General features: G+C 63.2%; 25 protein-coding genes and 3 pseudogenes. 20 read left to right on the forward strand and 8 right to left on the reverse strand.

The genetic code is table 11. The features are described 5' to 3' along the window. Positions 1 to 50 precede the first annotated feature (50 nt). The 3 genes from C4901_RS13555 to bcsA form a co-directional block, all read right to left on the reverse strand. Positions 51 to 2,897: a cellulose synthase subunit BcsC-related outer membrane protein gene (locus C4901_RS13555; RefSeq protein ID WP_110137787.1), complete on the reverse strand. Its 2,847-nt coding sequence runs from the start codon at positions 2,895 to 2,897 to the stop codon at positions 51 to 53. Then, the gene (locus C4901_RS13560) at positions 2,894 to 4,969 is read right to left on the reverse strand and encodes a cellulose biosynthesis cyclic di-GMP-binding regulatory protein BcsB (RefSeq protein ID WP_205736023.1); all 2,076 of its coding nucleotides are present in this window, start codon (positions 4,967 to 4,969) and stop codon (positions 2,894 to 2,896) included. The genes C4901_RS13555 and C4901_RS13560 overlap by 4 nt, the downstream gene beginning before the upstream one ends. A 77-nt stretch (positions 4,970 to 5,046) precedes the next feature. After that, a complete protein-coding gene (bcsA, locus tag C4901_RS13565; protein WP_110137789.1) occupies positions 5,047 to 7,293 on the reverse strand; it encodes a UDP-forming cellulose synthase catalytic subunit in 2,247 nt (748 codons plus the stop codon). A gap of 1,377 nt (positions 7,294 to 8,670) precedes the next feature. Here bcsA and C4901_RS13570 point away from each other — a divergent pair. The 5 genes and pseudogenes from C4901_RS13570 (at position 8,671) to C4901_RS18655 (ending at position 12,125) form a co-directional block, all read left to right on the forward strand. Then, the gene (locus C4901_RS13570) at positions 8,671 to 9,027 is read left to right on the forward strand and encodes a hypothetical protein (protein WP_110137790.1); all 357 of its coding nucleotides are present in this window, start codon (positions 8,671 to 8,673) and stop codon (positions 9,025 to 9,027) included. Positions 9,028 to 9,088: 61 nt separating this feature from the next. After that, on the forward strand, positions 9,089 to 9,349 hold the full coding sequence (gene tnpB, locus C4901_RS13575; protein ID WP_145960735.1) for an IS66 family insertion sequence element accessory protein TnpB: 261 nt from the start codon (positions 9,089 to 9,091) through the stop codon (positions 9,347 to 9,349). A gap of 195 nt (positions 9,350 to 9,544) precedes the next feature. Beyond that, positions 9,545 to 10,438 (forward strand): Druantia anti-phage system protein DruA, encoded by an 894-nt coding sequence (locus tag C4901_RS13580; protein WP_110137566.1) that lies wholly within the window; start codon positions 9,545 to 9,547, stop codon positions 10,436 to 10,438. Continuing rightward, a complete protein-coding gene (locus C4901_RS13585; protein ID WP_145960736.1) occupies positions 10,435 to 10,815 on the forward strand; it encodes a hypothetical protein in 381 nt (126 codons plus the stop codon). Before C4901_RS13580 ends, C4901_RS13585 begins: the two co-directional genes overlap by 4 nt. Before the next feature lie 257 nt (positions 10,816 to 11,072). Further along, a pseudogene (locus tag C4901_RS18655) lies at positions 11,073 to 12,125 on the forward strand (transposase). Between the two features lie 252 nt (positions 12,126 to 12,377). Here C4901_RS18655 and C4901_RS13600 read toward each other — a convergent pair. Beyond that, entirely contained in the window at positions 12,378 to 12,665 is a 288-nt protein-coding gene (locus tag C4901_RS13600) for a hypothetical protein (RefSeq protein WP_110137793.1), read from the reverse strand. After that, positions 12,652 to 12,948 (reverse strand): BrnT family toxin, encoded by a 297-nt coding sequence (locus C4901_RS13605; RefSeq protein WP_110137794.1) that lies wholly within the window; start codon positions 12,946 to 12,948, stop codon positions 12,652 to 12,654. The genes C4901_RS13600 and C4901_RS13605 overlap by 14 nt, the downstream gene beginning before the upstream one ends. A gap of 184 nt (positions 12,949 to 13,132) precedes the next feature. Here C4901_RS13605 and C4901_RS13610 point away from each other — a divergent pair, with 184 nt between their 5' ends. The 7 genes from C4901_RS13610 to C4901_RS13645 all read left to right on the forward strand — a co-directional run bounded on the left by C4901_RS13610 (position 13,133) and on the right by C4901_RS13645 (position 17,258). Next, positions 13,133 to 13,417, forward strand: a complete 285-nt coding sequence (locus C4901_RS13610) for a hypothetical protein (RefSeq protein ID WP_110137795.1) — start codon at positions 13,133 to 13,135, stop codon at positions 13,415 to 13,417. Next, positions 13,410 to 13,895 carry a hypothetical protein gene (locus tag C4901_RS13615; RefSeq protein ID WP_110137796.1) on the forward strand — a complete coding sequence of 162 codons (486 nt, stop codon included), beginning with the start codon at positions 13,410 to 13,412 and terminating at the stop codon, positions 13,893 to 13,895. The genes C4901_RS13610 and C4901_RS13615 overlap by 8 nt, the downstream gene beginning before the upstream one ends. Before the next feature lie 355 nt (positions 13,896 to 14,250). After that, the gene (locus tag C4901_RS17775) at positions 14,251 to 14,748 is read left to right on the forward strand and encodes a transposase (protein WP_168185743.1); all 498 of its coding nucleotides are present in this window, start codon (positions 14,251 to 14,253) and stop codon (positions 14,746 to 14,748) included. Continuing rightward, the gene (locus C4901_RS13625) at positions 14,745 to 15,677 is read left to right on the forward strand and encodes an IS3 family transposase (RefSeq protein ID WP_110137798.1); all 933 of its coding nucleotides are present in this window, start codon (positions 14,745 to 14,747) and stop codon (positions 15,675 to 15,677) included. The genes C4901_RS17775 and C4901_RS13625 overlap by 4 nt, the downstream gene beginning before the upstream one ends. Before the next feature lie 5 nt (positions 15,678 to 15,682). Continuing rightward, positions 15,683 to 15,907, forward strand: a complete 225-nt coding sequence (locus tag C4901_RS13630) for a 3'-5' exonuclease (RefSeq protein WP_240611773.1) — start codon at positions 15,683 to 15,685, stop codon at positions 15,905 to 15,907. A 740-nt stretch (positions 15,908 to 16,647) separates the two neighbouring features. Continuing rightward, positions 16,648 to 16,923, forward strand: coding sequence for a transposase (locus C4901_RS13640; protein WP_110136511.1), 276 nt, complete (start codon positions 16,648 to 16,650; stop codon positions 16,921 to 16,923). Next, complete coding sequence (locus tag C4901_RS13645) at positions 16,920 to 17,258, forward strand: IS3 family transposase (RefSeq protein WP_110136512.1); 339 nt, start codon at positions 16,920 to 16,922, stop codon at positions 17,256 to 17,258. The genes C4901_RS13640 and C4901_RS13645 overlap by 4 nt, the downstream gene beginning before the upstream one ends. A gap of 337 nt (positions 17,259 to 17,595) precedes the next feature. Here the strand turns inward: C4901_RS13645 and C4901_RS13650 are convergent, their stop codons facing one another. After that, positions 17,596 to 18,351, reverse strand: a complete 756-nt coding sequence (locus tag C4901_RS13650; protein ID WP_168185744.1) for an IS110 family transposase — start codon at positions 18,349 to 18,351, stop codon at positions 17,596 to 17,598. 80 nt (positions 18,352 to 18,431) lie between these two features. Here C4901_RS13650 and C4901_RS13655 point away from each other — a divergent pair, with 80 nt between their 5' ends. Together C4901_RS13655 and C4901_RS18205 are read left to right on the forward strand one after the other, a co-directional pair. Continuing rightward, complete coding sequence (locus tag C4901_RS13655) at positions 18,432 to 19,502, forward strand: DDE-type integrase/transposase/recombinase (protein ID WP_205736024.1); 1,071 nt, start codon at positions 18,432 to 18,434, stop codon at positions 19,500 to 19,502. Beyond that, positions 19,499 to 19,687 carry a hypothetical protein gene (locus C4901_RS18205; protein WP_205736025.1) on the forward strand — a complete coding sequence of 63 codons (189 nt, stop codon included), beginning with the start codon at positions 19,499 to 19,501 and terminating at the stop codon, positions 19,685 to 19,687. The genes C4901_RS13655 and C4901_RS18205 overlap by 4 nt, the downstream gene beginning before the upstream one ends. 51 nt (positions 19,688 to 19,738) lie before the next feature. Here the strand turns inward: C4901_RS18205 and C4901_RS13660 are convergent. Then, positions 19,739 to 20,101, reverse strand: a pseudogene (locus tag C4901_RS13660) (transposase); the annotation flags it as partial. 100 nt (positions 20,102 to 20,201) lie between these two features. Between C4901_RS13660 and C4901_RS18660 the strand changes: the two are divergent. Beyond that, positions 20,202 to 20,798 (forward strand): annotated as a pseudogene (locus C4901_RS18660) (transposase); the annotation flags it as partial. A 96-nt stretch (positions 20,799 to 20,894) separates the two neighbouring features. Here the strand turns inward: C4901_RS18660 and C4901_RS19545 are convergent. After that, positions 20,895 to 21,191: a transposase gene (locus C4901_RS19545; protein ID WP_145960738.1), complete on the reverse strand. Its 297-nt coding sequence runs from the start codon at positions 21,189 to 21,191 to the stop codon at positions 20,895 to 20,897. Here C4901_RS19545 and C4901_RS17365 point away from each other — a divergent pair. The 5 genes from C4901_RS17365 to C4901_RS13695 are packed head-to-tail and all read left to right on the forward strand — an operon-like array spanning position 21,133 to position 23,399. Next, the gene (locus C4901_RS17365; RefSeq protein ID WP_168185746.1) at positions 21,133 to 21,555 is read left to right on the forward strand and encodes a hypothetical protein; all 423 of its coding nucleotides are present in this window, start codon (positions 21,133 to 21,135) and stop codon (positions 21,553 to 21,555) included. The two genes, C4901_RS19545 and C4901_RS17365, sit on opposite strands and share 59 nt — an antisense overlap. After that, a complete protein-coding gene (gene tnpB, locus C4901_RS13680; protein WP_145960740.1) occupies positions 21,552 to 21,986 on the forward strand; it encodes an IS66 family insertion sequence element accessory protein TnpB in 435 nt (144 codons plus the stop codon). Before C4901_RS17365 ends, tnpB (C4901_RS13680) begins: the two co-directional genes overlap by 4 nt. Positions 21,987 to 22,010: 24 nt before the next feature. Then, on the forward strand, positions 22,011 to 22,838 hold the full coding sequence (locus C4901_RS18665) for a Druantia anti-phage system protein DruA (RefSeq protein ID WP_205736027.1): 828 nt from the start codon (positions 22,011 to 22,013) through the stop codon (positions 22,836 to 22,838). Then, positions 22,777 to 23,022, forward strand: a complete 246-nt coding sequence (locus tag C4901_RS18915; RefSeq protein WP_255410681.1) for a Druantia anti-phage system protein DruA — start codon at positions 22,777 to 22,779, stop codon at positions 23,020 to 23,022. The genes C4901_RS18665 and C4901_RS18915 overlap by 62 nt, the downstream gene beginning before the upstream one ends. Then, the gene (locus tag C4901_RS13695; protein ID WP_145960741.1) at positions 23,019 to 23,399 is read left to right on the forward strand and encodes a hypothetical protein; all 381 of its coding nucleotides are present in this window, start codon (positions 23,019 to 23,021) and stop codon (positions 23,397 to 23,399) included. Before C4901_RS18915 ends, C4901_RS13695 begins: the two co-directional genes overlap by 4 nt. The last annotated feature ends 68 nt before the right edge of the window (positions 23,400 to 23,467 follow it).

The following is a 23,467-nucleotide window of genomic DNA, read 5'->3' on the forward strand; positions in this document are numbered from 1 at the left end:
GGCCCAAACCATAGGCCCAGGCGCTTGTGCGGGTGCCTCGGCGAACCACCTTATTCATAGCGACCCATATCGGCCACATACTGTGCCGGGATGAAAGTACGGCCCCCCTCGCCGCCAAAGACGTCGCGGATGTCGAGACCGGCCTCGAGTTCTTGAAACGCGGGACTGGCTTGGTAGGATGCGCCCGTGTCCACATACCAGCTCCCCGCGATCCGTTGGGTGAGGTTCACATCGACCGAACCTGCGACATTGTGGCCACGGGTTCCCCCGTAAGGGGCGGCAACCAGCCCCGAGGCCGCCCACTGCGGAGCCAACGCGCGTTGCAGGGATGGCGATCCGATGTAGGGGCCTCCGGTCTCGTAGAACCACTGATAGCCAAGCGCGGTGCTGACATTGATCGCACCCCCGGGCCACCAGTGACTTGCGCTTGCGCTCAGCGACGGCTGCCCCATCCATTGAGGACTGAAGTAGGCACCATAACCGGGCGATACGAAATCCTCGTTGCGCCGGTAACCTTCGGCATAGAGTGAGGGTCCGAGGGTCACCCACCAACGGTGGTTGGTAAACACCGGCCGCATCATCGCCAGATAGGTGGTGGCCCCATAGTTGGTGCGGATGTTATCGCCGTCAAGGGCATTGAGATGCAAGGTGCCGATATACGACCAGCCATGGCGGCCACCGCTCGCATAGCCGCTGGCACCGACCTGATTACGCATGACCGCGCCCCAGGTGGCAGACACCGGTACCGTGGCCCCGCCGACCATCGTGTCGAGGGTCTCGCGCATGCCATTATAGGATATGAGCGTCTGGCGGACCCGGTCGCGCAGGACATGAAAACCAAAACGGCTGCCGTTACGCGACGGAATGGCGGTGTAACGCAACAGGCCTTGGGGCGTACCCCGGCGCTCGATCGAAGGTGATGTCCAGCCGAGCGCCATGCGCCAGTGGGCGTGGGGCCTGCGATCATCGATGCCCAGCAGAAAACCGGGGTGTTCCTGTATGCGCGCGATCGTATGCGCGGCCGCGGGTGCGGCGCCTCCCGTGGCCGCCATCATCGGCAGCTGACCGTAGGCGGGCTGCCCGTCCTCGATCAACGGAGAGGAAACCTGCGCAAAGGCCGTCAGGTGCCAATTTATGCCAAGCTGCGCCTGCAAGGACGGTTGATACACGCGCATCGCGGCAAGCCCGCTGCTGTGGCCGCCACGCTGCCCCCATGAACCCCCCACGGCCAGGTAGGACTGCCGAGGACTGGGCGCGGCAATGTCATCCGGTGCCACGAACCGCCATGGCATCTCATTGATGTCGGCGAGATGATGTCCCATGGTGGCCATCGGCAGCCGCGCCGCAAGCGGTCCCTTGAGGGTCGCGGCCAGATGATAGGCGGCGGCAAACTCATGCAGGTGCTGATCGGCGATTATGAGGCCCGCGGCATTGCCGGAGGTCGGGTGGGCGCGGTACAGGGCGGTAAAGAGCACCCCCGCCCGCCGGAAACGATCGGTATGCACCAGCGACCAGGCCTCGATCGCACGCATCCCGGCCGACAGCGGCCCCAGGCGTCGCGCATCCCGTAGTATCTTCAGGGTGGCGACGTATCGACCATGCCGATAGGCCGACAGGGCGTCCACAAAGTCGGCCTGCCGGCGAAGCCGTAGCCGCTCCTTCGTTCCCGGGGGCAGGCGCGTGATCGCCGTGGCCATGAGCGCCGCGTTGTGATCGGCAAGCGCCAATGTACCGACCACGCGCCAATCGCGAGTTTCCCCTGACCAGTCGGCGGCCCGCAGCCACCACCGCAAGGCCTCCCGGCGATGACCTTCGGCGCCGTATAGGGCCCCCATGAGTCGGGCGTCGGCGGCCGCGTGCAGGGCCATGATGGCGGGCCCTTGCGTAGCCACCAGGGCGAGGGCCCGCCGGTCATGGTGGGCGGCATGCGCCCGTGCCGCCTTCATCAACAGATAACGCAGATGCGCAGCGCGCAGGGCGCGCCAGTCCCTCGGAAAGCGCGCCTGGGCGCGCGCATAGAGGGCTTGCATATCGGCCACCGTCAGGTGGGTGGCGGCCAGACCGAGCAGGGTCTCTGCCTGCCCCAGATGTTTTGCGTCGCGCAACAGGACCGAGAACGCGGTGCGCGCGCGTCCGAGATGACCCGTAGCCGCAAACGCCCGCGCCAAGACCAGCCGGTTCCCCGCGTGGGCACGATCGAAGATCGCCGGCTCGTGGTGATACAGAATCACGACTTGGGCCCAGTCGTGGGCCTTTTCGTAACGCCCGAGCGCACGGCGGCCCAGGTCTTCATTGAGCGTGGCGAGCAGTTTGTGGGGCGGTTGATAACCAGGGTCCGCCGCCTCCATCCGACGTATCGCCCTTTGCGCAGCGTATAAGTGACCGTGCCCCAAAAGGCCCCATAGCTCGTCATTTTTCATGACCACACGCATCGCGGCGATCGCCGATCGCGTCGCGGAGGCAAGGGCCCCCTGGCCATAGTGAGCGCGCAGATCATCGATCTGTCTTCGCGCCGCCTGCAGACGACCGGCCCCGATATGGATCCAGATCGATTTTTCGAGGAGCACGAAGGTCATTGCTGCGCGCGGATGCCAACCGGGAAACTCCGAGGCGGTCTTGTCGATCAAGGCCCGTGCCCGGCGCAGGTGACCTTGCGTGATGGCCTCCCAGATCCGCTTCTCATTGCTGTTTATGGCCCGTAAAGACCGTCCCTTCCGGGTATAGATGTTGCTCGTGACATTGCTATCGAATGCCCCTTGGGCCTCCAAAAAACCGCTTCCGTGCACCCGGCCACGGGCGTAGGCGGCCGCGGGGCTCATCGTTAACGGCAGGATGCCAGCGGCGATCACCGTGAGTCCGCGGGCGATTCGCCGGCGCCGAAACCATGATGGCTTCATCGTGCCTCCTCCGCGCGCCACTGCGCGCGCTTGCGCAAGGCATGCATCCATACCAGCACGGCCGCGAACAATATGACGCCCGATGCGGCCGCGACCCACAACCACGGGCGCATCGAGAACACAAACACCCAGAACCAGCCGGTCTTGCGCCGGCCATACACGAAACGATCACCGATCCTGGTCGATGCGTATCGCCCGCCGGCCTTTTCCCAGGCGAGATCGCCACGCAGCATGCGCCAATTCCCGGGCATCACCAGCCGCGAGGCGGCCGCGGGCAGCCACGCCACACGGTTTGCAAGCAGCGTCACCATGACGCCGTGCCGGTAGGGTGTCCGGGATTCCAGCAGATAGCGGCCGGCCCCCAGGCGACTCGCCCCCGCCCACGCGTGTCCATGGCCCCTGGCGCCGGCCGCCTCGCGGACCATACCTCTTCGGCCCAGACGGATGGGGCTTGCCGCGAGCCAGCGGGGGTCGAGGGATGTCAAACTGCCCACGGCCAGCGCATTGCCACGGACAGGCATGGTGAAGGTCGCCACGGCGCCCGGCAAGGGCGAACGCGAGGCCTGCACGAGACGCGCAAACAAGGTCAAACCCGCGGACCAGTCGGCCGGTCGGCGCGCGGCATACCACACCGACAGGTGTTGGCCCAGGCCATCGACCGCGAGCGGGAAGCCTGTGCGCCGCCATAGCGCCAGATTCGGCAAAACGGCATAACGGTGGGTATTCGGGAGCCGCAGCGCGGACCCCGGGAAGATGGCGGCCTTACCCCCCGATACATGAAAACTCACACGATTCCGGCCGGCCACGAGTGCCGAGAAGGGGATCGTGGTCTGATAACGCGCGACGCCGGGTGTCAGCGTCCACTCCGAGATCCAGTGATGGTTGGCGATCACGGTAATCACCGGCCGGTGTCCGGCAAGGGTCCGGGGCTTGGCGGCCATCGTCAACCAGAGCCTCATGTTGCTCTGGCGGGAGGCAAATAATCCACCAGGCATCCAGAACCGGATCGGGATAACGGCGCGCGGGACACCAAGATGGGCACTGCGTCCGACCAGCTTTCGCAGACTGATCCTCTCGCCAGGATAGGCGACGCCCCTCGAACCCCGGTCCGTACGGGATGTCGACCGACCCCCGGTAATGATCCATTCGTGACCAAGGGGCAGGACCATCCTCGTCAGCGCGAAGGCGCGCGCCGCCCTCAGTAGCTGCGCGCCATCCTGGCCGGTGAAGACCAGGAGGGCGTCGGCGGGATGCCTGGGATTGTGTATCAGCAAGACAGTGGGACCGACGATCGGCGTTGCCGGCAATGCGAACGCCGGAAGCCTCGAGGCGGGCCCCAGAACGACGCTGATGGCGGACCTCGCGCCGCGCGCAAGTGGCGACGCCTTGGCGCCCTCAGCGACCCGCACCTGCAGGTGCGCCCGACCGCGTAGCGCAAGCCCCGCCACCGCCTCCTGCGAGGCGGTCATGAGCGTCGGCGTGACCGGACCGTACAGACCCATGCGCAGCTTCATCATCGAATGGTGCGAAGACTCCGCCAACACCGCGCGCAATGCGCCAAAATTCAGATGCCGCCAGGGGAGGAAGTGCGACTTGTAGCGCAGTTGCGAGGCACTGTAGTCGATCTGTGCCCACATGTTCCCGGACTTGATCGGCGTCCCCACGGGGATGGGCCCTGGCATCTCAGTGATCCGTATATCATAGCGCCCATGACCCCAGGCGCGCTGACCCAAGCGCAACGTAAACCGGCCACGCGGAAGATTCGCATGCACGACAATCGCGCCCATGATCTTGCCATTGACCGCCACCACCAACTGCGACCCCTTGGGCGTATTGGGACTCACGAGATAGTGGATCTCCAATGCGGCATCAACGGCTTCATGATGAGAGGCCACGCGCCAGTAGACATTTGTGGCGTCTTTCCCGGGACGCAACATGACCGTCTTCTTGCCGCCGGCCAGGCCGGACAAGGACGTGTTCACCATCACGGCTCGCTCATGACGCGCCACCCCGGCCGCATGGGCGGCGCGTACGCCACCCCACGCCAAGGAGAGCGATAGCGCCCCCGCCATCCACCTTCCGGCCCTATGCGACGGCCTTTTTGCCCGGATTGGGACTTCTGTCGTGACTGCTGTCATGCATCTCATCCTCACAGACGCGAAACCCGCCGGCGCGTCCCGGCGATCCGGTAGGGGGCAGACGCCGCCCCACCCAACCCGCTGCGCGCAAGGAATCGGACATTGGCCAGTAACCCGGCAACCGCCTTGCGGCCCATATAGGCATAGGCCTGAACCAACGATACCCGCCTCCGCCGCCTGGCAAGCCGCGCCCGCAAGTCCTCGCTGCGGCCATAGATCAGGTGAACGATATCGGCCTTCTCGGAGTTCTCGCCAAAGACGAACGCCACCCCGACCTTACCCCATATATCCCGGGTCACGCGCGCCGGAATGAACGCCACATGCCGCCCCGCCCGATGACTCACCACCGCCACCGTGACACGCTCATCGATACCGAAACCACGCGCCGCCAGTACCGGATCGCTGATCTCGAGAAACGCGCCCCCGACCGATAGATCCCTTATGCGCGCCGCCATGCGCGTCCCATCGGCGGCGATCATCACCCCTGGAATGGGATCGTCCGGAACGATGCGGAACTCCTTGCGCTGTTGCTTGCGCTCCAGCGTCACACCCACGGCCGCCGCCACGATCAGCATGTTCATGAACTCCCACATCATGGTGAACACCAACTGCGGCCGCTCATGAGGGTGATAGAGCCAGCGCCACACGCCTCCCGCGAGGGATGACACCAGTACGATCAGAAACGCGTATTGAATCCATGCAACGCGCGCCACGAAGTCCTGCTCCAGGGATTCCCCTTTCGGCGTTACACGAAACGCGAGCTTGCGTGGCCTTAGCAAGGTGGCGGCCAGCGCGGGCAAAGCCAGAGGCGTCTGCACCATTTCGTAGACATCCGACATCATCGGCCAACGAATCTCTCCAAATACCAGATCCGCGAACACCATGGTCGAAAAGAAATACGGCACCCCGTAGATTGCGTACTCCCCGGTCGTGGCGTTGTAGACCATAACCCCAAAAAGCAGAAACAACGATGGCGCCAGGATCGTGATCACGCGGGAGAACGGGAAGAACCAATACGAAAAACTCGCGAGATAGGCCATCCTTTGTGTCCAGCGCAGACCTCTCAAGGCGAGCGGGTTCTTGAAACGCAGGAGCTGCAAGGCCCCCTGCGCCCACCGCACGCGTTGTGCTATGAAACTCATGACCGTCTCGGGCTGCAGACCAACGCTCAAGGACTCGTTCAAAAACACGCTGCGATACCCCTTGGCATGCAATATCATCGCGGTCTCCGCGTCCTCCGTTATGGTATCTCCCTGGATCCCACCGACCTCAAGAAGCGCGCTGCGACGCATGACCGCCGCCGAGCCGCAGAAAAACGAGGCGTTCCATCCATCCAAACCGGCCTGGATGGTGTTGTGAAAGAGCTCGGTCTCCGCCGGAGAATCGTCAAATGTCGCGAGATTGCGCTCTATGGGATCGGGGTTTATGAAGCTGTGGGGGGTCTGTACCAAGAAGCATTTTGGGTCCTTGACGAAAAACCCGACCGTCTTTTCCAGGAAATCCGTGGTCGGTACATGGTCGGCATCCAGGATCACCATGAGTTCTCCGGTCAAATCACGGATCGCCGCGTTGATATTGCCCGCCTTGGCGTGATCGTTGTGAATGCGCGTGTGATAGCTCACCCCCAGACGTTCGCAAAGCGCCTGCAAGGCCAGGCGCCGCTCGCGCGATTGCTTACCGATGTCAGGCCTCTTGCAGCGGTCATCGGTACCGCCGTCATCGAGCAAATGCACATGCAACCGGTCTTGCGGGTACTCCATGTTGAGGGCACCGATCAAAGTCACCTCCAGGATGTCGGCGCCCTCGTTGTAGCTTGGCACCACCACGTCGACCGCAGGCATCGGCTGGCCCGGCGGCACCGAAACACCTTTGCGCCAGCGCGGGTTGACGTTGACAAAGTAGCCAAGCAGCGCAAAACCCGCCGAATACATCTCCGCCGCCAAAAGCAAGACTCCTGCCACAGTGCTCAGATCGCCATGCCCGCCGATCGTGAACTGCACACGCCATATGAGGTAGCGGGCGGTGAGGAATATCGCGATAAAGATGCTGAGGACGCGTATGGGCGTGACGCCCGGCTCGCGAAACGCAATCCTCCTTCCAAGTCCACGCAGGCCGAGCAGAATGAGCACCATGAAAAGGCTCATATAGGCCTCCGAGCGGGTCGAGACGGGGACGCCCGACAGGACGACGACGAGCACAATCGCGAACGTCACGACCGTGGCGAACACGAAACCGCCTAATTGCTTTCCGGCTGACATGAAATCCTCTTTTCGTGCGTAGCGATCCCTATACGCCGTTTGCCATACCAAAGCCCTGGAGTCGCCAATCGCCGACAGCGACTGGCCGTCAAATGGGCCGCTACGGGAAACCACCGGCCCGTCCGGGTGACTCGAAATCGGAATGGCACGGGGCAGTAGGTCAAGAACCCTGCCCAGATAGGCGCGTCACCCCAGGCAGCGTATAAAGGGCCGGGTGAAGTGGCGTGCCCACCGCTGCTTATGTGACATCACTTTCATGGGAGCACCGGATGGGCGCACCGGTCTTTTTCCACGGTATGCCTAAGGCCAGGTGGACGTACCGCGTCTACCGGCCCGGGCATGACGTGTTTGCAGTGAGATGGCGCGCGGCGTGGGGAACGATGGCGCCGCGCCACGACAGGGATCGAACGAGACAATGACACAGCTGGTGGTGGGCATGGCGTTACCGGTGGGGTGAATACGTTCTTACCACCGGTAGGGATTGCGTTATGGACAGGTCTACGACGATTCGTTATGGCTATCGCACGATGGAACATTGGCGTTGTCATACCGGAGCGCTCCTTGCACTGTCTTTTATGAAGTGGCCCGCGTGACACCATGAAACGGTGCCACGCGGACGCCTGTCAACAGACCGCAACGCGCCGGATCATCCTTGTCAAAACATACGCCTGTCGCCGCAGACATCCCTTGTCAGTCGACGACAGGCGCGGCTCGTCACTTTGGCCTGTCTCTGTATCAGACAGCGCTTATTGGGAAATGCTTTTCCACTGGTCGCTCGTTTTGCTCCACGCATCGGTCACAAAGATTAACGCAACGAGCCCCGTCGCCCGGAGTTGGTGCGGGTGGATTTCGTGGCCTTCACTTGCATGATCTATATGGCAATCGGCCCGACCCATTATGGGAGATTCACGGCGCTTGCACAGGACCCCATGCGCCCCATGGTTTCCCGTGCACGGTCTCGGATAGCACGGGCGGACGTGCCACGGCGACAAGTCATGGATAACGCTTGTGGATTTATGGGTATCGCCGTGGCCGACGACACGAAGGGTTCTACGGTCTCGGAGACACAAGGTGGCCGGACTACGAGGGGCGCGCGTTGTTGCGCGCGCCGCCGGAAATACGCGACGCGGGTAGGGCTGAATGGGCCGGCGTACGCGGCGCCCACAGGCGATCTGAGATGCGTGTCCAAGCATCACGATGGCCGTGTCAACGGCAACGGAATTTGTCCCTTTTCGGCAGGGTACGATGTCGCCATATTGGCCCGTCGTCATCACCTCAGGGGCCTGTCCTGAGTGTCTTTCGGGTAAGCATGCAAGAAACGGTTTTTTGTCCCTGCTAACGTTCGCTGCGTATTTCAACCGATGAGGAACGCAGCGAATGAACGAGACCAGGCAGACGATGGAAGGGCCGGAGGGCGGCGAGACGTTTGAGTCCACACGAGCGCTCTTCCAGCGCTGGCGGGAGAGCCGCCAGCGGGGCGCACGGATCCCCAAGGCCTTATGGGCCGCGGCCGTGGAGATGGCCCGGCAGTACGGGGTAGTACAGACTGCACAGCGTCTGCATGTGGATGGCCCGCGGCTCCTAAAGCGCATGGAGGGCGCGGGGTTCGCGAGGGCCGCCGACCCGCACACCGTGACCTTTGTCGCGTTGTCGGATCGACACCCGCGGCCAGGACAGGAATCGCTGAGTGTGTCGTGGAGATTCAGAATGCGCGTGGGGGGACGATGCGGGTAAGCTTGCAGGGCTCGGGGCTTACCCAGCTCGCACCGCTGTGTGCGGCCTTCTGGGGCGCGCCATGATCGCCATCACCCCGCACATGCGCGTGCTGGTGGCGGTGGAATCGGTGGACTTTCGGGTCGGCATCGACGGCTTGGCGCAACGCTGCCGGGCGGTCCTGCGCGAAGAGCCCTTTCAAGGCACGGTATTTCTCTTTCGCAGCCGCTCGCACACGGCGATCAAACTCCTATCTATGACGGCCAGGGATTCTGGCTCTGTCACAAGCGCCTGTCACGCGGTCGGTTTCGTTATTGGCCCCAGGCTGCAGACGGGGTGGTGAGTGAGGCCTTAGCACACGAGGTGCAGTCTTGCTGAGCGCGGGGACCCAACGCAATCCCACGCCCCGCCGTTGTGGCGCCCGGTGGGCGCTAAGCGGGGGCCGCGCTCGCCGGCTGCGGTCCCGCGGGGCGGGGACGAGGCCGGGCTTGGGGTGGGGGCTTGCGTTCCATAACCACGCGCGGTAAGATCTGTCCCCATGGAGATCTTATTACGCTATCGCGGCCGCGCCGTCACGACCACCGACGCGCATTTCATCCGTGCCTTGATCGCCGCCCACCCCGAGCAAAGCCGGCGGGCGTTGTCGGCGACGCTCTGCCAGGCCTGGGACTGGCGGCAGGAAAACGGCGCCCTGCGCGCGATGGTGTGCCGGGGACTCATGCTGGCGCTCGCGCGCGAAGGGCATATCACCTTACCGCCGGTGCGCCGCACGCCCCCCAATCCCTTGGGTGTCCGCGCGCGCCTCGCACGTGGTGCCCCGGCGCCCCTGGCAATCGATACCACGCCGCTTACGGGGTCCTTGCGCGCCTTAGGGGCGCTTACGCTCGTGTCGGTCCGGCGAACCCCCGCCGAGGCCCTCTTCAAGAGCCTGATGGAGGCCCACCATTATCTGGGCTACACGCAGCCGGTGGGCGAACACGTCAAATGCATGGTCTATGCCGGGACGCGCCCGGTGGCGCTCGGCGCGTGGAGCTCGGCCCCCCGGCATCTGGGGCCCCGGGACCGGTTCCTCGGCTGGTCGCCTGCGGTGCGCCGCCAGAACATCGCGGGTATTGCCTATAACACGCGCTTTTTGATCCTGCCGTGGGTCCAGGTCCCCCACTTGGCCTCGCACGTTCTTTCCCGTATGACCCGGGCGCTCCCCCAGGCCTGGCAAGAGGCCTATGGCCACCCGGTGTATTGGGCTGAGACCTTCGTCGATACCACCCGCTATCGCGGCACCTGCTACCGCGCGGCCAACTGGCAGGTCCTGGGCCAGACCCAAGGGCGCGGCAAGGACGATCAGACCCACCAGGCAAACCGCAGTGTGAAAGACGTATTGGGCTTGCCGCTGACGCGGGATTATCGCGCCCGCTTGTTGGGCGTGGCATGAGCGGGCACAAGAAGCGGGCGCGGCCCGCGTCTGCGGTGCCGCCACGCATCGAGGTGCCGATCACGGATATCACCGCCATCGTCGAGCGAACGCGCGCGGTCTTGAGCACCGAAGAACACGCCGCCTTACGCGCGGCCGTCGATACCCTGGCCTTGGTTCAGGCCGAGTTGCAAACCAAGAATGCCTCGCTCGCACGGTTGCGCAAGATGATTTTTGGGGCTCGCACGGAGAAGACTCGCGCCGTGCTCGGGGGAACGCAGGCGAGGATCGTCATGCGCCAGACACCGAGGCGGCGGGATCGGACGCGACGCCCTTGCTGCCACCAGATCCCTCTTCACCAAAACCCAAGGCCCCCGGCCATGGCCGCAACGCTGTGAGTGCGTACACCGGGGCCGCACAGGTCACGGTGGCGCATCCCGACCTCCACAGCGGGGATGCCTGCCCCCACTGCCTGGAGGGGACACTCTATCGACAGAACGAGCCCGCCCAGTTGGTGCGTATTACCGGCATGGCGCCCTTGAGCGCCACGGTCTATGCCTGCGATCGACTGCGCTGCCATCTGTGCGGCGAGGTCACCACCGCCCCGGCCCCGGAGGGCGTGGGACCCGAGAAATACGATGCCACCGCGACCAGTATGGTCGGGCTGCTGAAGTATGGCGCAGGCCTCCCCTTTAACCGCATCGAGACCTTGCAGGCGGGTATGCGCATCCCGTTGCCGGCCGCGACCCAATGGGACCTGGTGCGTAAGGCTGTCCCCGTGTTGGCCCCGGCGCACACGGAACTCTTGCATCAGGCGGCCCAGGCCCCGGTGCTCTACAACGACGACACGACCATGAAGGTCCTTAAGCTCACCAAAGCGCAGCGGGCCGCGGCGCTTGCCGACGACGCGCACACCGAACGCACCGGGATCTTTACCTCCGGCATCGTCGCGACCGAAGAGGGTCGTCAGATCGCGCTCTTCTTCACAGGCGTCCGGCACGCCGGCGAGAATCTCGCTACGGTGTTAGCGCATCGTGCAGCCGATTTGCCCGCCCCCATCCAGATGTGCGACGGGCTATCACGCAACGCCCCCAGCGACTTCGACACGGTGATGTCCTCTTGTCTCGCCCATGCGCGTCGTAAGTACGTCGAATTGACCGAGACCTTCCCAGAAGAAGTGCGCTTCGTGCTGGAGACATTGCGTGAGGTCTATGGGACCGAGGCCCGCATCCAGGCCGAGGGTCTCGACCCAGAACCGCGACTCCTGCGTCACTAAGCCGAGAGCGCACCGCGCATGGCGATCTTGGAGCAGTGGATGCGCACGCAGTTTGAGGAGCGCCGGATCGAGCCCAACTCGACGCTGGGCGCCGCCATCCGTTACATGCAGAAGCGCTGGCCCGAACTCACGCTATTCCTGTGCGTGCCGGGCGCCCCGCTCGATAACAATGTGACCGAAAGGGTTCTGAAAAAGGCCATCCTGCACCGAAAGAATGCGCTCTTCTACCGTACTCTCAACGGCGCCTATGTCGGCGATACGTTCATGAGCCTGATCCATACCGCCGAACTGAACCACGTAGCCCCGTTCGAATACTTAGTCGCTCTACAGCGTCACGGGGACGCGGTCGCCGCGAACCCCGCCGACTGGATGCCCTGGAACTACCAGGCGACGCTCGCCCAGCAAAACCCCGGCCCTGAACCCCCCGATTAGCCGATCTGCACGGTGGCCGAGCGTTTTACGCATCTCTGCCGGAAGGACACCACTTTCTGAGCCACCCCGTTTAAGCTCTCCTTCTTGCTGATTGACAAGGCTTAGACGTTTTTCGTCGAAGCCCACACTGATACGGATGTCAGAGACAGTGTTGCGTGAGTGATGTAAGTTTATTGTCCGCCATTCCCCAAAAACGCAAGTCGCGGTTTTTTAGGGTATCACTATCATCGCGGCTTCTCTTCGAGGCCGGCTTCATCCGATGCCGCGCATCTCCGCCACGGCCTCAGCGATCACCCGTTCGTCCACGCCGCGGCGCTTAAGGCTATCGACGAGCCCGGATAGGGGCGTCTCGTCGAGTCGCTCGAGGTCGTGGCGTAGCCCCTCACCGATATAGTGGCGCATGAGCGGCTGGTAGCCACCAAAGCCCAGTAGCGGTGCGATGCGCTTCAAGTCCTCGACTACGTCCTCGGGCACGCGCAGCGAGACCATGACCAATGTCCGATCCTTGCGCAACCGCTTTTTGAGATCAACCGTCTTCATAGAGTCTCCGTTCCGCCACGGTAGCGGGTCTCGCCGAGATCAGGCGAAAGATCTCGTCTGTGTGCTCAATGTGCACAACGAATAGCAATCGTCCCTCGCGCGTCATTCCGATCAGCGCATCGCGCGCTTCATTTTCACCACTTGCCTCGACCACCCGCACGAACGGGTCAAAGAACGCCTCGCGCGCGATCTCGAAAGAGACCCCGTGCTTGCGCAGATTGGTGGCGGCTTTTTCCGAATCCCACTCGAAGCGGATGCCGTACAGAGTCGTTTCAACCTTCACAAGGAGGGAGTCTAGGTAGACATATATCTATTGTCAATACGCTGCTTATTCCAGCATGCTCATCGGGACAATCCGCTGCATGATCGCCTTTTGTGACGTGATCTCGCGATCTTTTGGCAAACGGAACGTTTTAAGGCGGTTATTCGCGACTTGCATCCTTCTTGAACCTGTCACGATCCCCCGTATGAGTATCCAACATCAGTCATACCTCAGCGTCATCCAAGCCGCCTTCCCAGGAAAAGTGTTTCTTTCCGTCGACGACGCGGCACGCGCTTTATCACGCGCGGTCGGAGCCATAAGAAACGACATTAGCGACGGCTCCTTCCCGATAAAAACCGTCAAAATTGGAGCCCGGCGCCTCATCCCCATTCTGGAGCTGGCCCTCTATATGGACCAGTTGGTGGATGGCAAACCGCACCCCGGCCGCCCCCGTACCGCTTCCAAGAGCAAGGGGGCGCTCGATGTCTAAGGCTGGACAGAAGAAAGCGGCTCACCTCCGAGCCCTTCAGGAAAACACCCTCGCCTTCATCAAAAAACACGGGAGCATAGAGGGGGCGACAAACGCCATCCTCTCATCCCCTGGCCGTCAACAACGGCATGCCGATACGCGCGAACTGCATACGCAGGGCATCGAATTTAATGAAGACGCCATGGAGTCCGTAGAAGAGTCAATTGATGCCGAATTGATAGCCATGGAGGAAGCAGTTAACGCGCCGCCATTGCGATTGCCCCGCATTGGAGGAAAGCTGGGGCGCATCTTAAAGCTCGCCGACGAAGGCAAGTCTCCCCAGCAAATCGCCGACGACCGATATGTGCGTCTCACACGGCGGCAAGTAAATCCATTGGCGATGGTTCCTGGGTCGGCCTGCGCCACACGCTCCGCTGGTGCGGTATACCCGCTGAATCCGGCCAACTTCTCCAAGACCTCCTTATGCCCGTGCCCCTGAGCGAATGGACGGCGACCCTGTCACGTCCGCCAACAACAGCAGCGGATGCGCTTGCAGAGGCCTTTCCGTCGCGTTCCCCAGTACGTCGGGTCGCCTGGGCTCTGCTTTCGGGTTATGTCGATTGGACGCAACTATGCGCGGTGGGTCGAGATGGGCTGGTGCTCGCCGGACTGAGACGGTTCTGTGCAACGAACGCCCCAGAGCGGGCGCGCGAGACCTGCGAATGGGCCTTAACCGCGTTGGAAAAAATCCCCGGGTCGCTCGCCGCACGGGCGGCCTTTGTGGGTCCCCCGCTGTCAGACTACCTGTCGCCTCTTGTATGAAACCCTTGGGGGCAGAAAGAGAGTCGACAACCATGATGCGCTACGCCAAAGAACGGAAGGAGTCGGTGATCCGCAAGATGCTGGCCACCCCTGACCTGTCCATCCCAGAGCTCGCCCGGGAGACGGGCATCTCTTGCTGGACGCTGTATGATTGGCGCAAGACAATACGCCCAAAGGAGGCAGCGGATATGCCGGGAGGAAGGCCGCCCGTGAAACGCCAGGCCGCGCAGAAGCTTACCGTGGTGGTGGAGACCGCGGGCTTGAATGAAGCCGAGCTCGGCGAATATTGCCGCCGACACGGCCTCTACCCCGAGGAGGTCAAGGCATGGCGCACGGACGCCTGTCAGGCCCTGGAGGGTGGGTCCATATCCACCAAGGCGCACCGGGAAGCGCTTATGGCCGAGCAGAGGCAGCGCAAGGTCCTAGAGCGTGAGCTCGCCCGCAAGGACAAGGCGCTGGCGGAGACCGCCGCGCTGCTTGCCTTACGAAAAAAAGCCGCGGCGATCTGGGGGGACGAGGAGGACGCATGATCAGCACCCCAGATCGCCAAGCCGCCGTTATGCTGATTCACGAGGCCGTAGCCGCCGGGGCCCGCAAGCGGGTTGCCTGCAGAGAGCTTGGTATTACACTTCGGACCTTGGAGCGCTGGACGCAGACGGGGGTCGTGGGCTCCGACCGGCGGCCGCAGGCGCATCGGCCCGTACCCCCCAATCGCCTCTCGGAGGCCGAGCGGGCCGAAGCCCTGCGTGTGGTCAACGAACCGCGCTTTGCAAGCCTGCCGCCTACCCAGATCGTGCCACGGCTGGCCGACGAGGGGCGCTATATCGCCTCCGAATCCACGCTCTATCGCCTGCTGCGCGCCGCCAACCAGCTGGCGCACAGGGGCCGCGCGAAGACGCCCGATACCCGTCCCATCCCACGTCACCGCGCGCGGGGCGCCAATACGCTGTGGTGCTGGGACATCTCATACCTGCCCGGCCCCGTAAGCGGCCAATTCTTCTTTCTGTATCTCGTGCTCGACATCTACTCGCGCAAGATCGTCGCCCACGAGGTCCATGAGGAGGAGTCCGGGGATCACGCCGCCGCCCTGATCCGTCAGGCACTCGTGCGCGAGGGCGTGACGGACAGGCGGCCGCTCGTACTCCATCAGGATAACGGCAGTCCCATGAAGGCCTCCACCTTCGTCGCGACCCTCGATGCGCTCGGCGTGCGTCGTTCGTACAGCCGTCCGGGTGTGTCCGACGACAACGCCTATGCCGAAAGCCTGTTCCGCACCTGCAAATACCGCCCCGGCTATCCGGGCGCCTTCGGAAGCCTCGCAAAGGCGCGAGCCTGGATGCTCGCCTTCGTGCGTTGGTATAACCACCACCACAAGCATCGCAACCTGAAATTTGTGAGTCCCGCGGAGCGTCATACGGGCGCCGGGGTCGCCAGTCCCAACGGAAGGAGAACACCGTAACCGGCGTGGTATTGGCCACTCTGCATGCTGCCAAGGGCCTGGAGTTTCCGCGTGTCTGGCTCATCGCCGCCGAAGAGGGGACCTTGCCGCATCTCGATTCACCACTCGATGAAGAACGGCGGCTGTGCTATGTCGGCATGACGCGCGCCGAAACCGAGCTCGTGATCTCCTATGCCGTGGACTGCGGCAGCCCCAGCCGGTTCTTGAAGGAGGCCGGCCTTGCCCCCTAATACCCGTCGCGCAGGGTATGCGCTTCTGGGCAGTTTTCTGGGTTGGTCGGTTTGGGTAGGGCTGATTATGGGCCCGTACGTGCTCTGGCTTGTCCCCGTTCTCTGGGCGAGCACGGCCGATGCGTCCGAGGCAGCGGCCCTCATGATCGGGTATTACGCGACCGCCACAGCGGGCACGCTGTGGGCGCTGAATAGCTTTTATGGTCCCGCGGCGGCGATCGGCTGGGTGGGTGGCTTGCGCCACTCTCCTGGCCGGTCCCTTTATTCTGGCGCGCCGGGGTGACATAGGGAGCCGTTGGCGCGCGGCAGGGGTCGGACTCCGATACGGTGCCGCCTTGTTGGCTGTCAGCGTGCCGCCCTTGGGTGTTATTGGCATGGCGTCACCATGGTGCGCGGCCACGGCGAGCTTCCCTGGATTGGGCGTCGTCGGACTAGGTCTTGGGGGGTTGGCTGGCGTAGTTTTAGCAGCGATGACCTGGGGATATCGATGGTCGCCGTCACGGGCTTATGGTCTGACCGGTCTGGCCATGCTCACCGCACTGAGTGCCGGCGCGCTTTTGCCGACACCCGCGTCCTCTTCGGTTCCGCGCATTGAGGGGCTGGTCAGTCGTTTGCGGGAAACCGTCAGGCCGTCATTTGTGCATGTCCTCCGGCAAAACATAGAAGTGGACCCCAATTCTTGGACACTAGCTTAGGTGGATATCTGCCCTTACAGTAACGCAACAAGGAGCAGAAATCCTATGAGCAAGACACGACGCAATCACGCCCCGCAGTTCAAGGCCAAGGTGGCCCTTGAGGCCCTGGCCGGGGAAAAGACCATCCACGAGATCGCCGCCAAACATCAGGTCCACCCGAACCAGGTGACCCAGTGGCGCCGGCAGCTCATCGACCAGGCGGCGGAGGTCTTCGGCAAGCCCGCGGGCAAGACGCCCGCCGACGATCGCGAGGCCTTGCTCGCCAAGATCGGGGAGCTTACGGTCCAGAACGATTTTTTTGCACGAGTGCTCGGCAAATGACCACGGCTGAGAGACTCCAACGGGTCGAACGTGAGCATCCGGTGGTGCCGATCACGCGCCAATGCGCGTGGCTTGGCGTGCCCCGATCGAGCGTGTATTACCAGGGCAAACCCGCGGTCTCCGACGACGACCTGGCGCTCATGAAGCGGCTCGATGCCCTCCACACCCAGCACCCGTTCCTGGGCTCCCGGCGCCTGAGGGACCGGCTGGAGCGCGATGGCGTGTTTGTGAACCGCAAGCACATCCAGCGGCTCATGCGGGTCATGGGGATCGAGACCCTGTACCCGAAGCGCAAGACCAGTGCGCGAGGTCCGGGTCATCGCATCTATCCCTGATATGTTTTGACCTGTCAACTAGCGGCATGGTTTTCTTCTATCTTTTCTCTCCTTGGATTCGTAAGTCCTTGAGTCAAGGCACGAGCGGCTGTTAACGACGGTCGATCACTCTGATATACGCGGGTTGGGTACCGCCTGACTTCGCTTCGTCGTGGAGCTGCCTCGCTCTATCATCGAGGGTCGCAGGTGTGTGTCTGCGCCTCATAGGGAGATCGAGGATTCTCCCACCGGCCTCTCATGCCTTGATCCAAAGACTCACTTTTCCTGGTTATGGTTCAATAGATGATTTCACGATCACTCGAAATATTATATTCGCGGCATGTTACCGAGCCTCCGCCTAGACGGTGCACGCGATGGCCCACAGGAAGCCCGTGAGCTCGCGGGCGATGGCCGTGCACACCTGCACCTTGATCTTGCCAGCCCGGAGCAGGTGCTGATAGCGGCCACAGAGGCGCTTCTGGGCCTTCCAGGCGATGGCCTGCACGGGATCGCTGGTGTCCCCAGCCCTTCGCTGCAAGTGGGCGGTCTTGCGGGCCGGGAAGCGGTAGCACCAGGCGGCCTCGGTCAGGACCCGCCGGACGTGCCCGTTGCCGGTCTTCGTGATGCCACCGCGGCGGGTGGTGGCGCCGCTGGAGGATTCGCTCGGGACGAGCCCGAGATACGCCATTAATTGGCGGGGCGATGTGAATCGGGTGAGATCGCCGATCTCGGCCACCACGGTGAGCGCCGTGATGAGCGACACCCCGCGCAGCGCCATGAGCGCGCGCACCACGGGCGCGAGCGAGAAGGTGTCCAGGACCCGCACCATTTCCTCTTCCAGCGCCGCCACCCGACCGGCGAGATGGGCCACGATGTCCACGTATTCCTGGAAGACGATCTGCTGGGACGGGGCCTCGAACGTGAGGGTCATGAGCCACTCACCATGGGCCTTCGTCCACTTCGTCTTGCCCGCGGCATAGAGGCGGCCATGGCGCAGGAGGAAGGCCGACAGACGCTGCTTGGCCTGGCGCTCCAGGGCCTTGGTGTCTTCGCGGGCGCGGGTGAGATCGCGCACCGCCTCTTGCTCCGGGCCCGGGACCGCCTCTTCCAACATGAGATGAGTCTGGAGGAGGGGTTGTGTTTCTAACATGAAATGAGTCTGAAGCCGGATCGGGTTTTGTTCATGATGGGGAGATGCAGACCCTTATGAACCTCGATAACCTGACCTCCATTGATCAGCTCGCGGACTTTTTGTCCGGCACCCAGACGGTGGCCTTTTCGGTACTGAGTAGCCCTGCAGCCCGCTACGAATGGGTGCAAAAGACCCTGGTCCGATTCCGGTATCCCACCCTCTCCCGGGCCGACCAGGGGGTCGTGATTCGCGTACTCGTCAAGGTCAGCGGCTACTCCCGGCAGCAGATCACGCGCCTGATCGCCCAGTACCGCACGAGCGGCGCCGTGAGACGCCGCCAGAGGACCGTGGCGGGCTTTACGCCGAAGTACAGCCCCGCCGATATCGGTCTGCTGGCGGCGATGGATGAGCGCCATGACACGCCCTCGGGGCCGGCGGTCAAGAAGCTCTGCGAGCGGGCCTTGTTGGTCTTCGGGCAGACCGAATACGAGCGCCTGGCGCAGATCTCGGTGAGCCACCTCTACAACCTCCGCAAATCCGTTCCGTACACGCGCAAGCGGCGCCACTTCGCAAAGACCCGGCCACGGCAGATCCCCATCGGGGAACGCCGCAAACCGGTCCCCAACGGACGCCCCGGCTACATCCGTGTTGATACCGTCCACCAGGGGGATTTGGACGGGAAAAAAGGCGTTTATCATGTGAATGCGGTCGATGAGGTCACGCAGTTCGAGGTGGTGTGCACAGTCGAGAAGATCAGCGAATATTATCTCATCCCGATGCTCGAATACTTGCTGGAGACCTTCCCGTTTACGCTGCGAGGCTTCCACTCGGACAATGGTTCGGAGTACATCAACAAACGGGTCGCCGAGCTCCTGGAGAAGCTCTTCATCGCGTTCACGAAGTCACGCTCCCGGCAGTCCAACGACAATGCCTTGGCCGAGAGCAAGAACGGCGCCGTGGTGCGCAAGGTCTTCGGCTACAGCCACATCCCCAGCCGCTTCGCCCACAGGATCCATCTCTTCAACCAGGAGGTCTTGAATCCCTACGTGAACTATCACCGCCCCTGCTTCTTCCCGAGACCTACACGGATGCCAAGGGCCGTGAGCGTAAGCGCTACCGCTATGAGGCCATGATGACCCCGTACGACAAGCTGAAGTCGCTCCCCGGGGCGGAGGCCTATTTGAAGCCGGGTTTAAGCTTTGCCATACTGGACCAAGTCGCTTATGCCCTCAGCGACAACCAGGCGGCGGACCGTCTTCAGAAGGCTCGCCACAAGCTGTTCCATACGATTCACGAACAGGATCTCAAATCCGGCTGAGGGTGGCCCCTGACTCTCACTCTTCAGACCCATTTAAGGATTGGAAAATACTGGGACCCACACGGCGGTGAGCTCGCCGGCGCGATGCAAGCGGGCGAGCGATTCGCTGTCCCGGCGGTCGGTCTTCACCCGATCCCCGGGTTTTACGGGAATCAGCGAGGGCGCCACCACCACGCAGTCGTGGCCCAGATGGGTCAGCTGGCGATAGATCCCATAACCGCACGGACCGGCCTCATAGCAGAACGACAGGACCTCCCCCTGGGGGCTCAGTTTCTTCACGAGCTTGGCTACCGCCTCCGGGGTATTGGCGATCTCCCCGTAATAGCGGGGCTTACTCTGGCCGGCCTCGGCGATGGCCACCGCGATCGTGTCTTTATGTGTATCCAGCCCCACGTACTTGCTAAACTTTGTCATGACCTGCCCCCCTCAATGGTGGCTCTGAGTTGATGGTGGTTTACCCGGCCGTAAGCTTAACCCACGTCGCTTGAGGCCGGGCAGGTCAATACATGATGTCTATCTTTTGCGAGGTTTGGCCATCACCCGCCCCAATCAGGTCTGGTGTTCGGACACGACCTACATCCCCATGGCCCGCGGCTTTTGTTATCTGGTCGCCATCATGGACTGGGCCACCCGGGCGGTGCTCTCCTGGCGGCTTGCCACCACCTTGGAGGCCGACTCCTGCGTCGAGGCCCTGGAGGAGGCCGGGCCACCCGGGCGGTGCTCTCCTGGCGGCTTGCCACCACCTTGGAGGCCGACTCCTGCGTCGAGGCCCTGGAGGAGGCCCTAGAGCGCTTTGGGGCCCCGCAGATCTTCAACACCGAAGAAGGGGTCGCAATTCACCTCCGAGGCCTTCACAGACGTCCTGAAGGCCCACACGATCGATATCAGCATGGATGGCAAGGGCTGCTGGCGCGACAACGTGTTCGTCGAGCGGCTGTGGCGCTCCGTCAAATACGAGGAGGTGTATCTCAAGGCCTATGAGTCCATACCCGAGGCGCGGGCCTCTCTTGCTAAATACTTTCATTTCTACAATAATGAGAGACGTCATCAAGCACTGGATCGGCAGACACCGTGGCAGGCTTACACAGCGTCCTGGGATCTAGCCGCTTGACCAACCCGGCAGATAATCCACTTAAGGATCGGGAGATTCTGTCCAGGGGTTGGGGTCCACCTCTAACCTTTGTCCCCTCTTATTAACTTCGGTTCCTCAGCAGAATCTGTGGGTGAGCTCCGGCTCTGGTAGTGCGCCAAGCTTATGATAAAGCATGATCTTTATAGCTTTTGGGGTGCGAAATCCATAGGATGTCCTGATACTCGCTTTGAGTTTGTTGTTTAGGCCTTCGACGGCACCAAGAGAGACGTGTCTTTCCGGTAAGCATGCAAGAAACGGTTTTTTGTCCCTGCTAACGTTCGCTGCGTATTTCAACCGATGAGGAACGCAGCGAATGAACGAGACCAGGCAGACGATGGAAGGGCCGGAGGGCGGCGAGACGTTTGAGTCCACACGAGCGCTCTTCCAGCGCTGGCGGGAGAGCCGCCAGCGGGGCGCACGGATCCCCAAGGCCTTATGGGCCGCGGCCGTGGAGATGGCCCGGCAGTACGGGGTAGTACAGACTGCACAGCGTCTGCATGTGGATGGCCCGCGGCTCCTAAAGCGCATGGAGGGCGCGGGGTTCGCGAGGGCCGCCGACCCGCACACCGTGACCTTTGTCGCGTTGTCGGGATCGACACCCGCGGCCAGGACAGGAATCGCTGAGTGTGTCGTGGAGATTCAGAATGCGCGTGGGGGGACGATGCGGGTAAGCTTGCAGGGCTCGGGGCTTACCCAGCTCGCACCGCTGTGTGCGGCCTTCTGGGGCGCGCCATGATCGCCATCACCCCGCACATGCGCGTGCTGGTGGCGGTGGAATCGGTGGACTTTCGGGCCGGTATTGATGGCTTGGCGCAACGCTGCCGGGCGGTCCTGCGCGAAGAGCCCTTTCAAGGCACGGTATTTCTCTTTCGCAGCCGCTCGCACACGGCGATCAAACTCCTAGTCTATGACGGCCAGGGATTCTGGCTCTGTCACAAGCGCCTGTCACGCGGTCGGTTTCGTTATTGGCCCCAGGCTGCAGACGGGGTGGTGAGTGAGGCCTTAGCGCACGAGGTGCAGGTGTTGTTGAGTGCGGGGAATCCGGCGCAATCCCACGCCCCGCCGTTGTGGCGCCCGGTGGGCGCTAAGCGGGGGCCGCGCTCGCCGGCTGCGGTCCCGCGGGGCGGGGACGAGGCCGGGCTTGGGGTGGGGGCTTGCGTTCCATAACCACGCGCGGTAAGATCTGTCCCCATGGAGATCTTATTACGCTATCGCGGCCGCGCCGTCACGACCACCGACGCGCATTTCATCCGTGCCTTGATCGCCGCCCACCCCGAGCAAAGCCGGCGGGCGTTGTCGGCGACGCTCTGCCAGGCCTGGGACTGGCGGCAGGAAAACGGCGCCCTGCGCGCGATGGTGTGCCGGGGACTCATGCTGGCGCTCGCGCGCGAAGGGCATATCACCTTACCGCCGGTGCGCCGCACGCCCCCCAATCCCTTGGGTGTCCGCGCGCGCCTCGCACGTGGTGCCCCGGCGCCCCTGGCAATCGATACCACGCCGCTTACGGGGTCCTTGCGCGCCTTAGGGGCGCTTACGCTCGTGTCGGTCCGGCGAACCCCCGCCGAGGCCCTCTTCAAGAGCCTGATGGAGGCCCACCATTATCTGGGCTACACGCAGCCGGTGGGCGAACACGTCAAATGCATGGTCTATGCCGGGACGCGCCCGGTGGCGCTCGGCGCGTGGAGCTCGGCCCCCCGGCATCTGGGGCCCCGGGACCGGTTCCTCGGCTGGTCGCCTGCGGTGCGCCGCCAGAACATCGCGGGTATTGCCTATAACACGCGCTTTTTGATCCTGCCGTGGGTCCAGGTCCCCCACTTGGCCTCGCACGTTCTTTCCCGTATGACCCGGGCGCTCCCCCAGGCCTGGCAAGAGGCCTATGGCCACCCGGTGTATTGGGCGCTTTTTGATCCTGCCGTGGGTCCAGGTCCCCCACTTGGCCTCGCACGTTCTTTCCCGTATGACCCGGGCGCTCCCCCAGGCCTGGCAAGAGGCCTATGGCCACCCGGTGTATTGGGCTGAGACCTTCGTCGATACCACCCGCTATCGCGGCACCTGCTACCGCGCGGCCAACTGGCAGGTCCTGGGCCAGACCCAAGGGCGCGGCAAGGACGATCAGACCCACCAGGCAAACCGCAGTGTGAAAGACGTATTGGGCTTGCCGCTGACGCGGGATTATCGCGCCCGCTTGTTGGGCGTGGCATGAGCGGGCACAAGAAGCGGGCGCGGCCCGCGTCTGCGGTGCCGCCACGCATCGAGGTGCCGATCACGGATATCACCGCCATCGTCGAGCGAACGCGCGCGGTCTTGAGCACCGAAGAACACGCCGCCTTACGCGCGGCCGTCGATACCCTGGCCTTGGTTCAGGCCGAGTTGCAAACCAAGAATGCCTCGCTCGCACGGTTGCGCAAGATGATTTTTGGGGCTCGCACGGAGAAGACTCGCGCCGTGCTCGGGGAGAACGCAGGCGAGGATCGTCATGCGCCAGACACCGAGGCGGCGGGATCGGACGCGACGCCCTTGCTGCCACCAGATCCCTCTTCACCAAAACCCAAGGCCCCGGCCATGGCCGCAACGCTGTGAGTGCGTACACCGGGGCCGCACAGGTCACGGTGGCGCATCCCGACCTCCACAGCGGGGATGCCTGCCCC

Origin of the sequence: Acidiferrobacter sp. SPIII_3 (assembly GCF_003184265.1) — a bacterium.
Lineage (GTDB): Bacteria > Pseudomonadota > Gammaproteobacteria > Acidiferrobacterales > Acidiferrobacteraceae > Acidiferrobacter.

Excerpts from the sequence above, each read along its gene's own strand:
- C4901_RS13555 (WP_110137787.1), bottom strand. The coding sequence starts at position 2,897 with ATGAAGCCATCATGGTTTCGGCGCCGGCGAATCGCCCGCGGACTCACG.
- C4901_RS13560 (WP_205736023.1), bottom strand. The coding sequence starts at position 4,969 with ATGGCGGGGGCGCTATCGCTCTCCTTGGCGTGGGGTGGCGTACGCGCC.
- bcsA (WP_110137789.1), bottom strand. The coding sequence starts at position 7,293 with ATGTCAGCCGGAAAGCAATTAGGCGGTTTCGTGTTCGCCACGGTCGTG.
- C4901_RS13570 (WP_110137790.1), top strand. The coding sequence starts at position 8,671 with ATGAACGAGACCAGGCAGACGATGGAAGGGCCGGAGGGCGGCGAGACG.
- tnpB (WP_145960735.1), top strand. The coding sequence starts at position 9,089 with ATGATCGCCATCACCCCGCACATGCGCGTGCTGGTGGCGGTGGAATCG.
- C4901_RS13580 (WP_110137566.1), top strand. The coding sequence starts at position 9,545 with ATGGAGATCTTATTACGCTATCGCGGCCGCGCCGTCACGACCACCGAC.
- C4901_RS13585 (WP_145960736.1), top strand. The coding sequence starts at position 10,435 with ATGAGCGGGCACAAGAAGCGGGCGCGGCCCGCGTCTGCGGTGCCGCCA.
- C4901_RS13600 (WP_110137793.1), bottom strand. The coding sequence starts at position 12,665 with ATGAAGACGGTTGATCTCAAAAAGCGGTTGCGCAAGGATCGGACATTG.
- C4901_RS13610 (WP_110137795.1), top strand. The coding sequence starts at position 13,133 with ATGAGTATCCAACATCAGTCATACCTCAGCGTCATCCAAGCCGCCTTC.
- C4901_RS13615 (WP_110137796.1), top strand. The coding sequence starts at position 13,410 with ATGTCTAAGGCTGGACAGAAGAAAGCGGCTCACCTCCGAGCCCTTCAG.
- C4901_RS17775 (WP_168185743.1), top strand. The coding sequence starts at position 14,251 with ATGATGCGCTACGCCAAAGAACGGAAGGAGTCGGTGATCCGCAAGATG.
- C4901_RS13625 (WP_110137798.1), top strand. The coding sequence starts at position 14,745 with ATGATCAGCACCCCAGATCGCCAAGCCGCCGTTATGCTGATTCACGAG.
- C4901_RS13640 (WP_110136511.1), top strand. The coding sequence starts at position 16,648 with ATGAGCAAGACACGACGCAATCACGCCCCGCAGTTCAAGGCCAAGGTG.
- C4901_RS13645 (WP_110136512.1), top strand. The coding sequence starts at position 16,920 with ATGACCACGGCTGAGAGACTCCAACGGGTCGAACGTGAGCATCCGGTG.
- C4901_RS13650 (WP_168185744.1), bottom strand. The coding sequence starts at position 18,351 with ATGTTGGAAGAGGCGGTCCCGGGCCCGGAGCAAGAGGCGGTGCGCGAT.
- C4901_RS13655 (WP_205736024.1), top strand. The coding sequence starts at position 18,432 with ATGCAGACCCTTATGAACCTCGATAACCTGACCTCCATTGATCAGCTC.
- C4901_RS18205 (WP_205736025.1), top strand. The coding sequence starts at position 19,499 with ATGATGACCCCGTACGACAAGCTGAAGTCGCTCCCCGGGGCGGAGGCC.
- C4901_RS17365 (WP_168185746.1), top strand. The coding sequence starts at position 21,133 with ATGAACGAGACCAGGCAGACGATGGAAGGGCCGGAGGGCGGCGAGACG.
- tnpB (WP_145960740.1), top strand. The coding sequence starts at position 21,552 with ATGATCGCCATCACCCCGCACATGCGCGTGCTGGTGGCGGTGGAATCG.
- C4901_RS18665 (WP_205736027.1), top strand. The coding sequence starts at position 22,011 with ATGGAGATCTTATTACGCTATCGCGGCCGCGCCGTCACGACCACCGAC.
- C4901_RS18915 (WP_255410681.1), top strand. The coding sequence starts at position 22,777 with ATGACCCGGGCGCTCCCCCAGGCCTGGCAAGAGGCCTATGGCCACCCG.
- C4901_RS13695 (WP_145960741.1), top strand. The coding sequence starts at position 23,019 with ATGAGCGGGCACAAGAAGCGGGCGCGGCCCGCGTCTGCGGTGCCGCCA.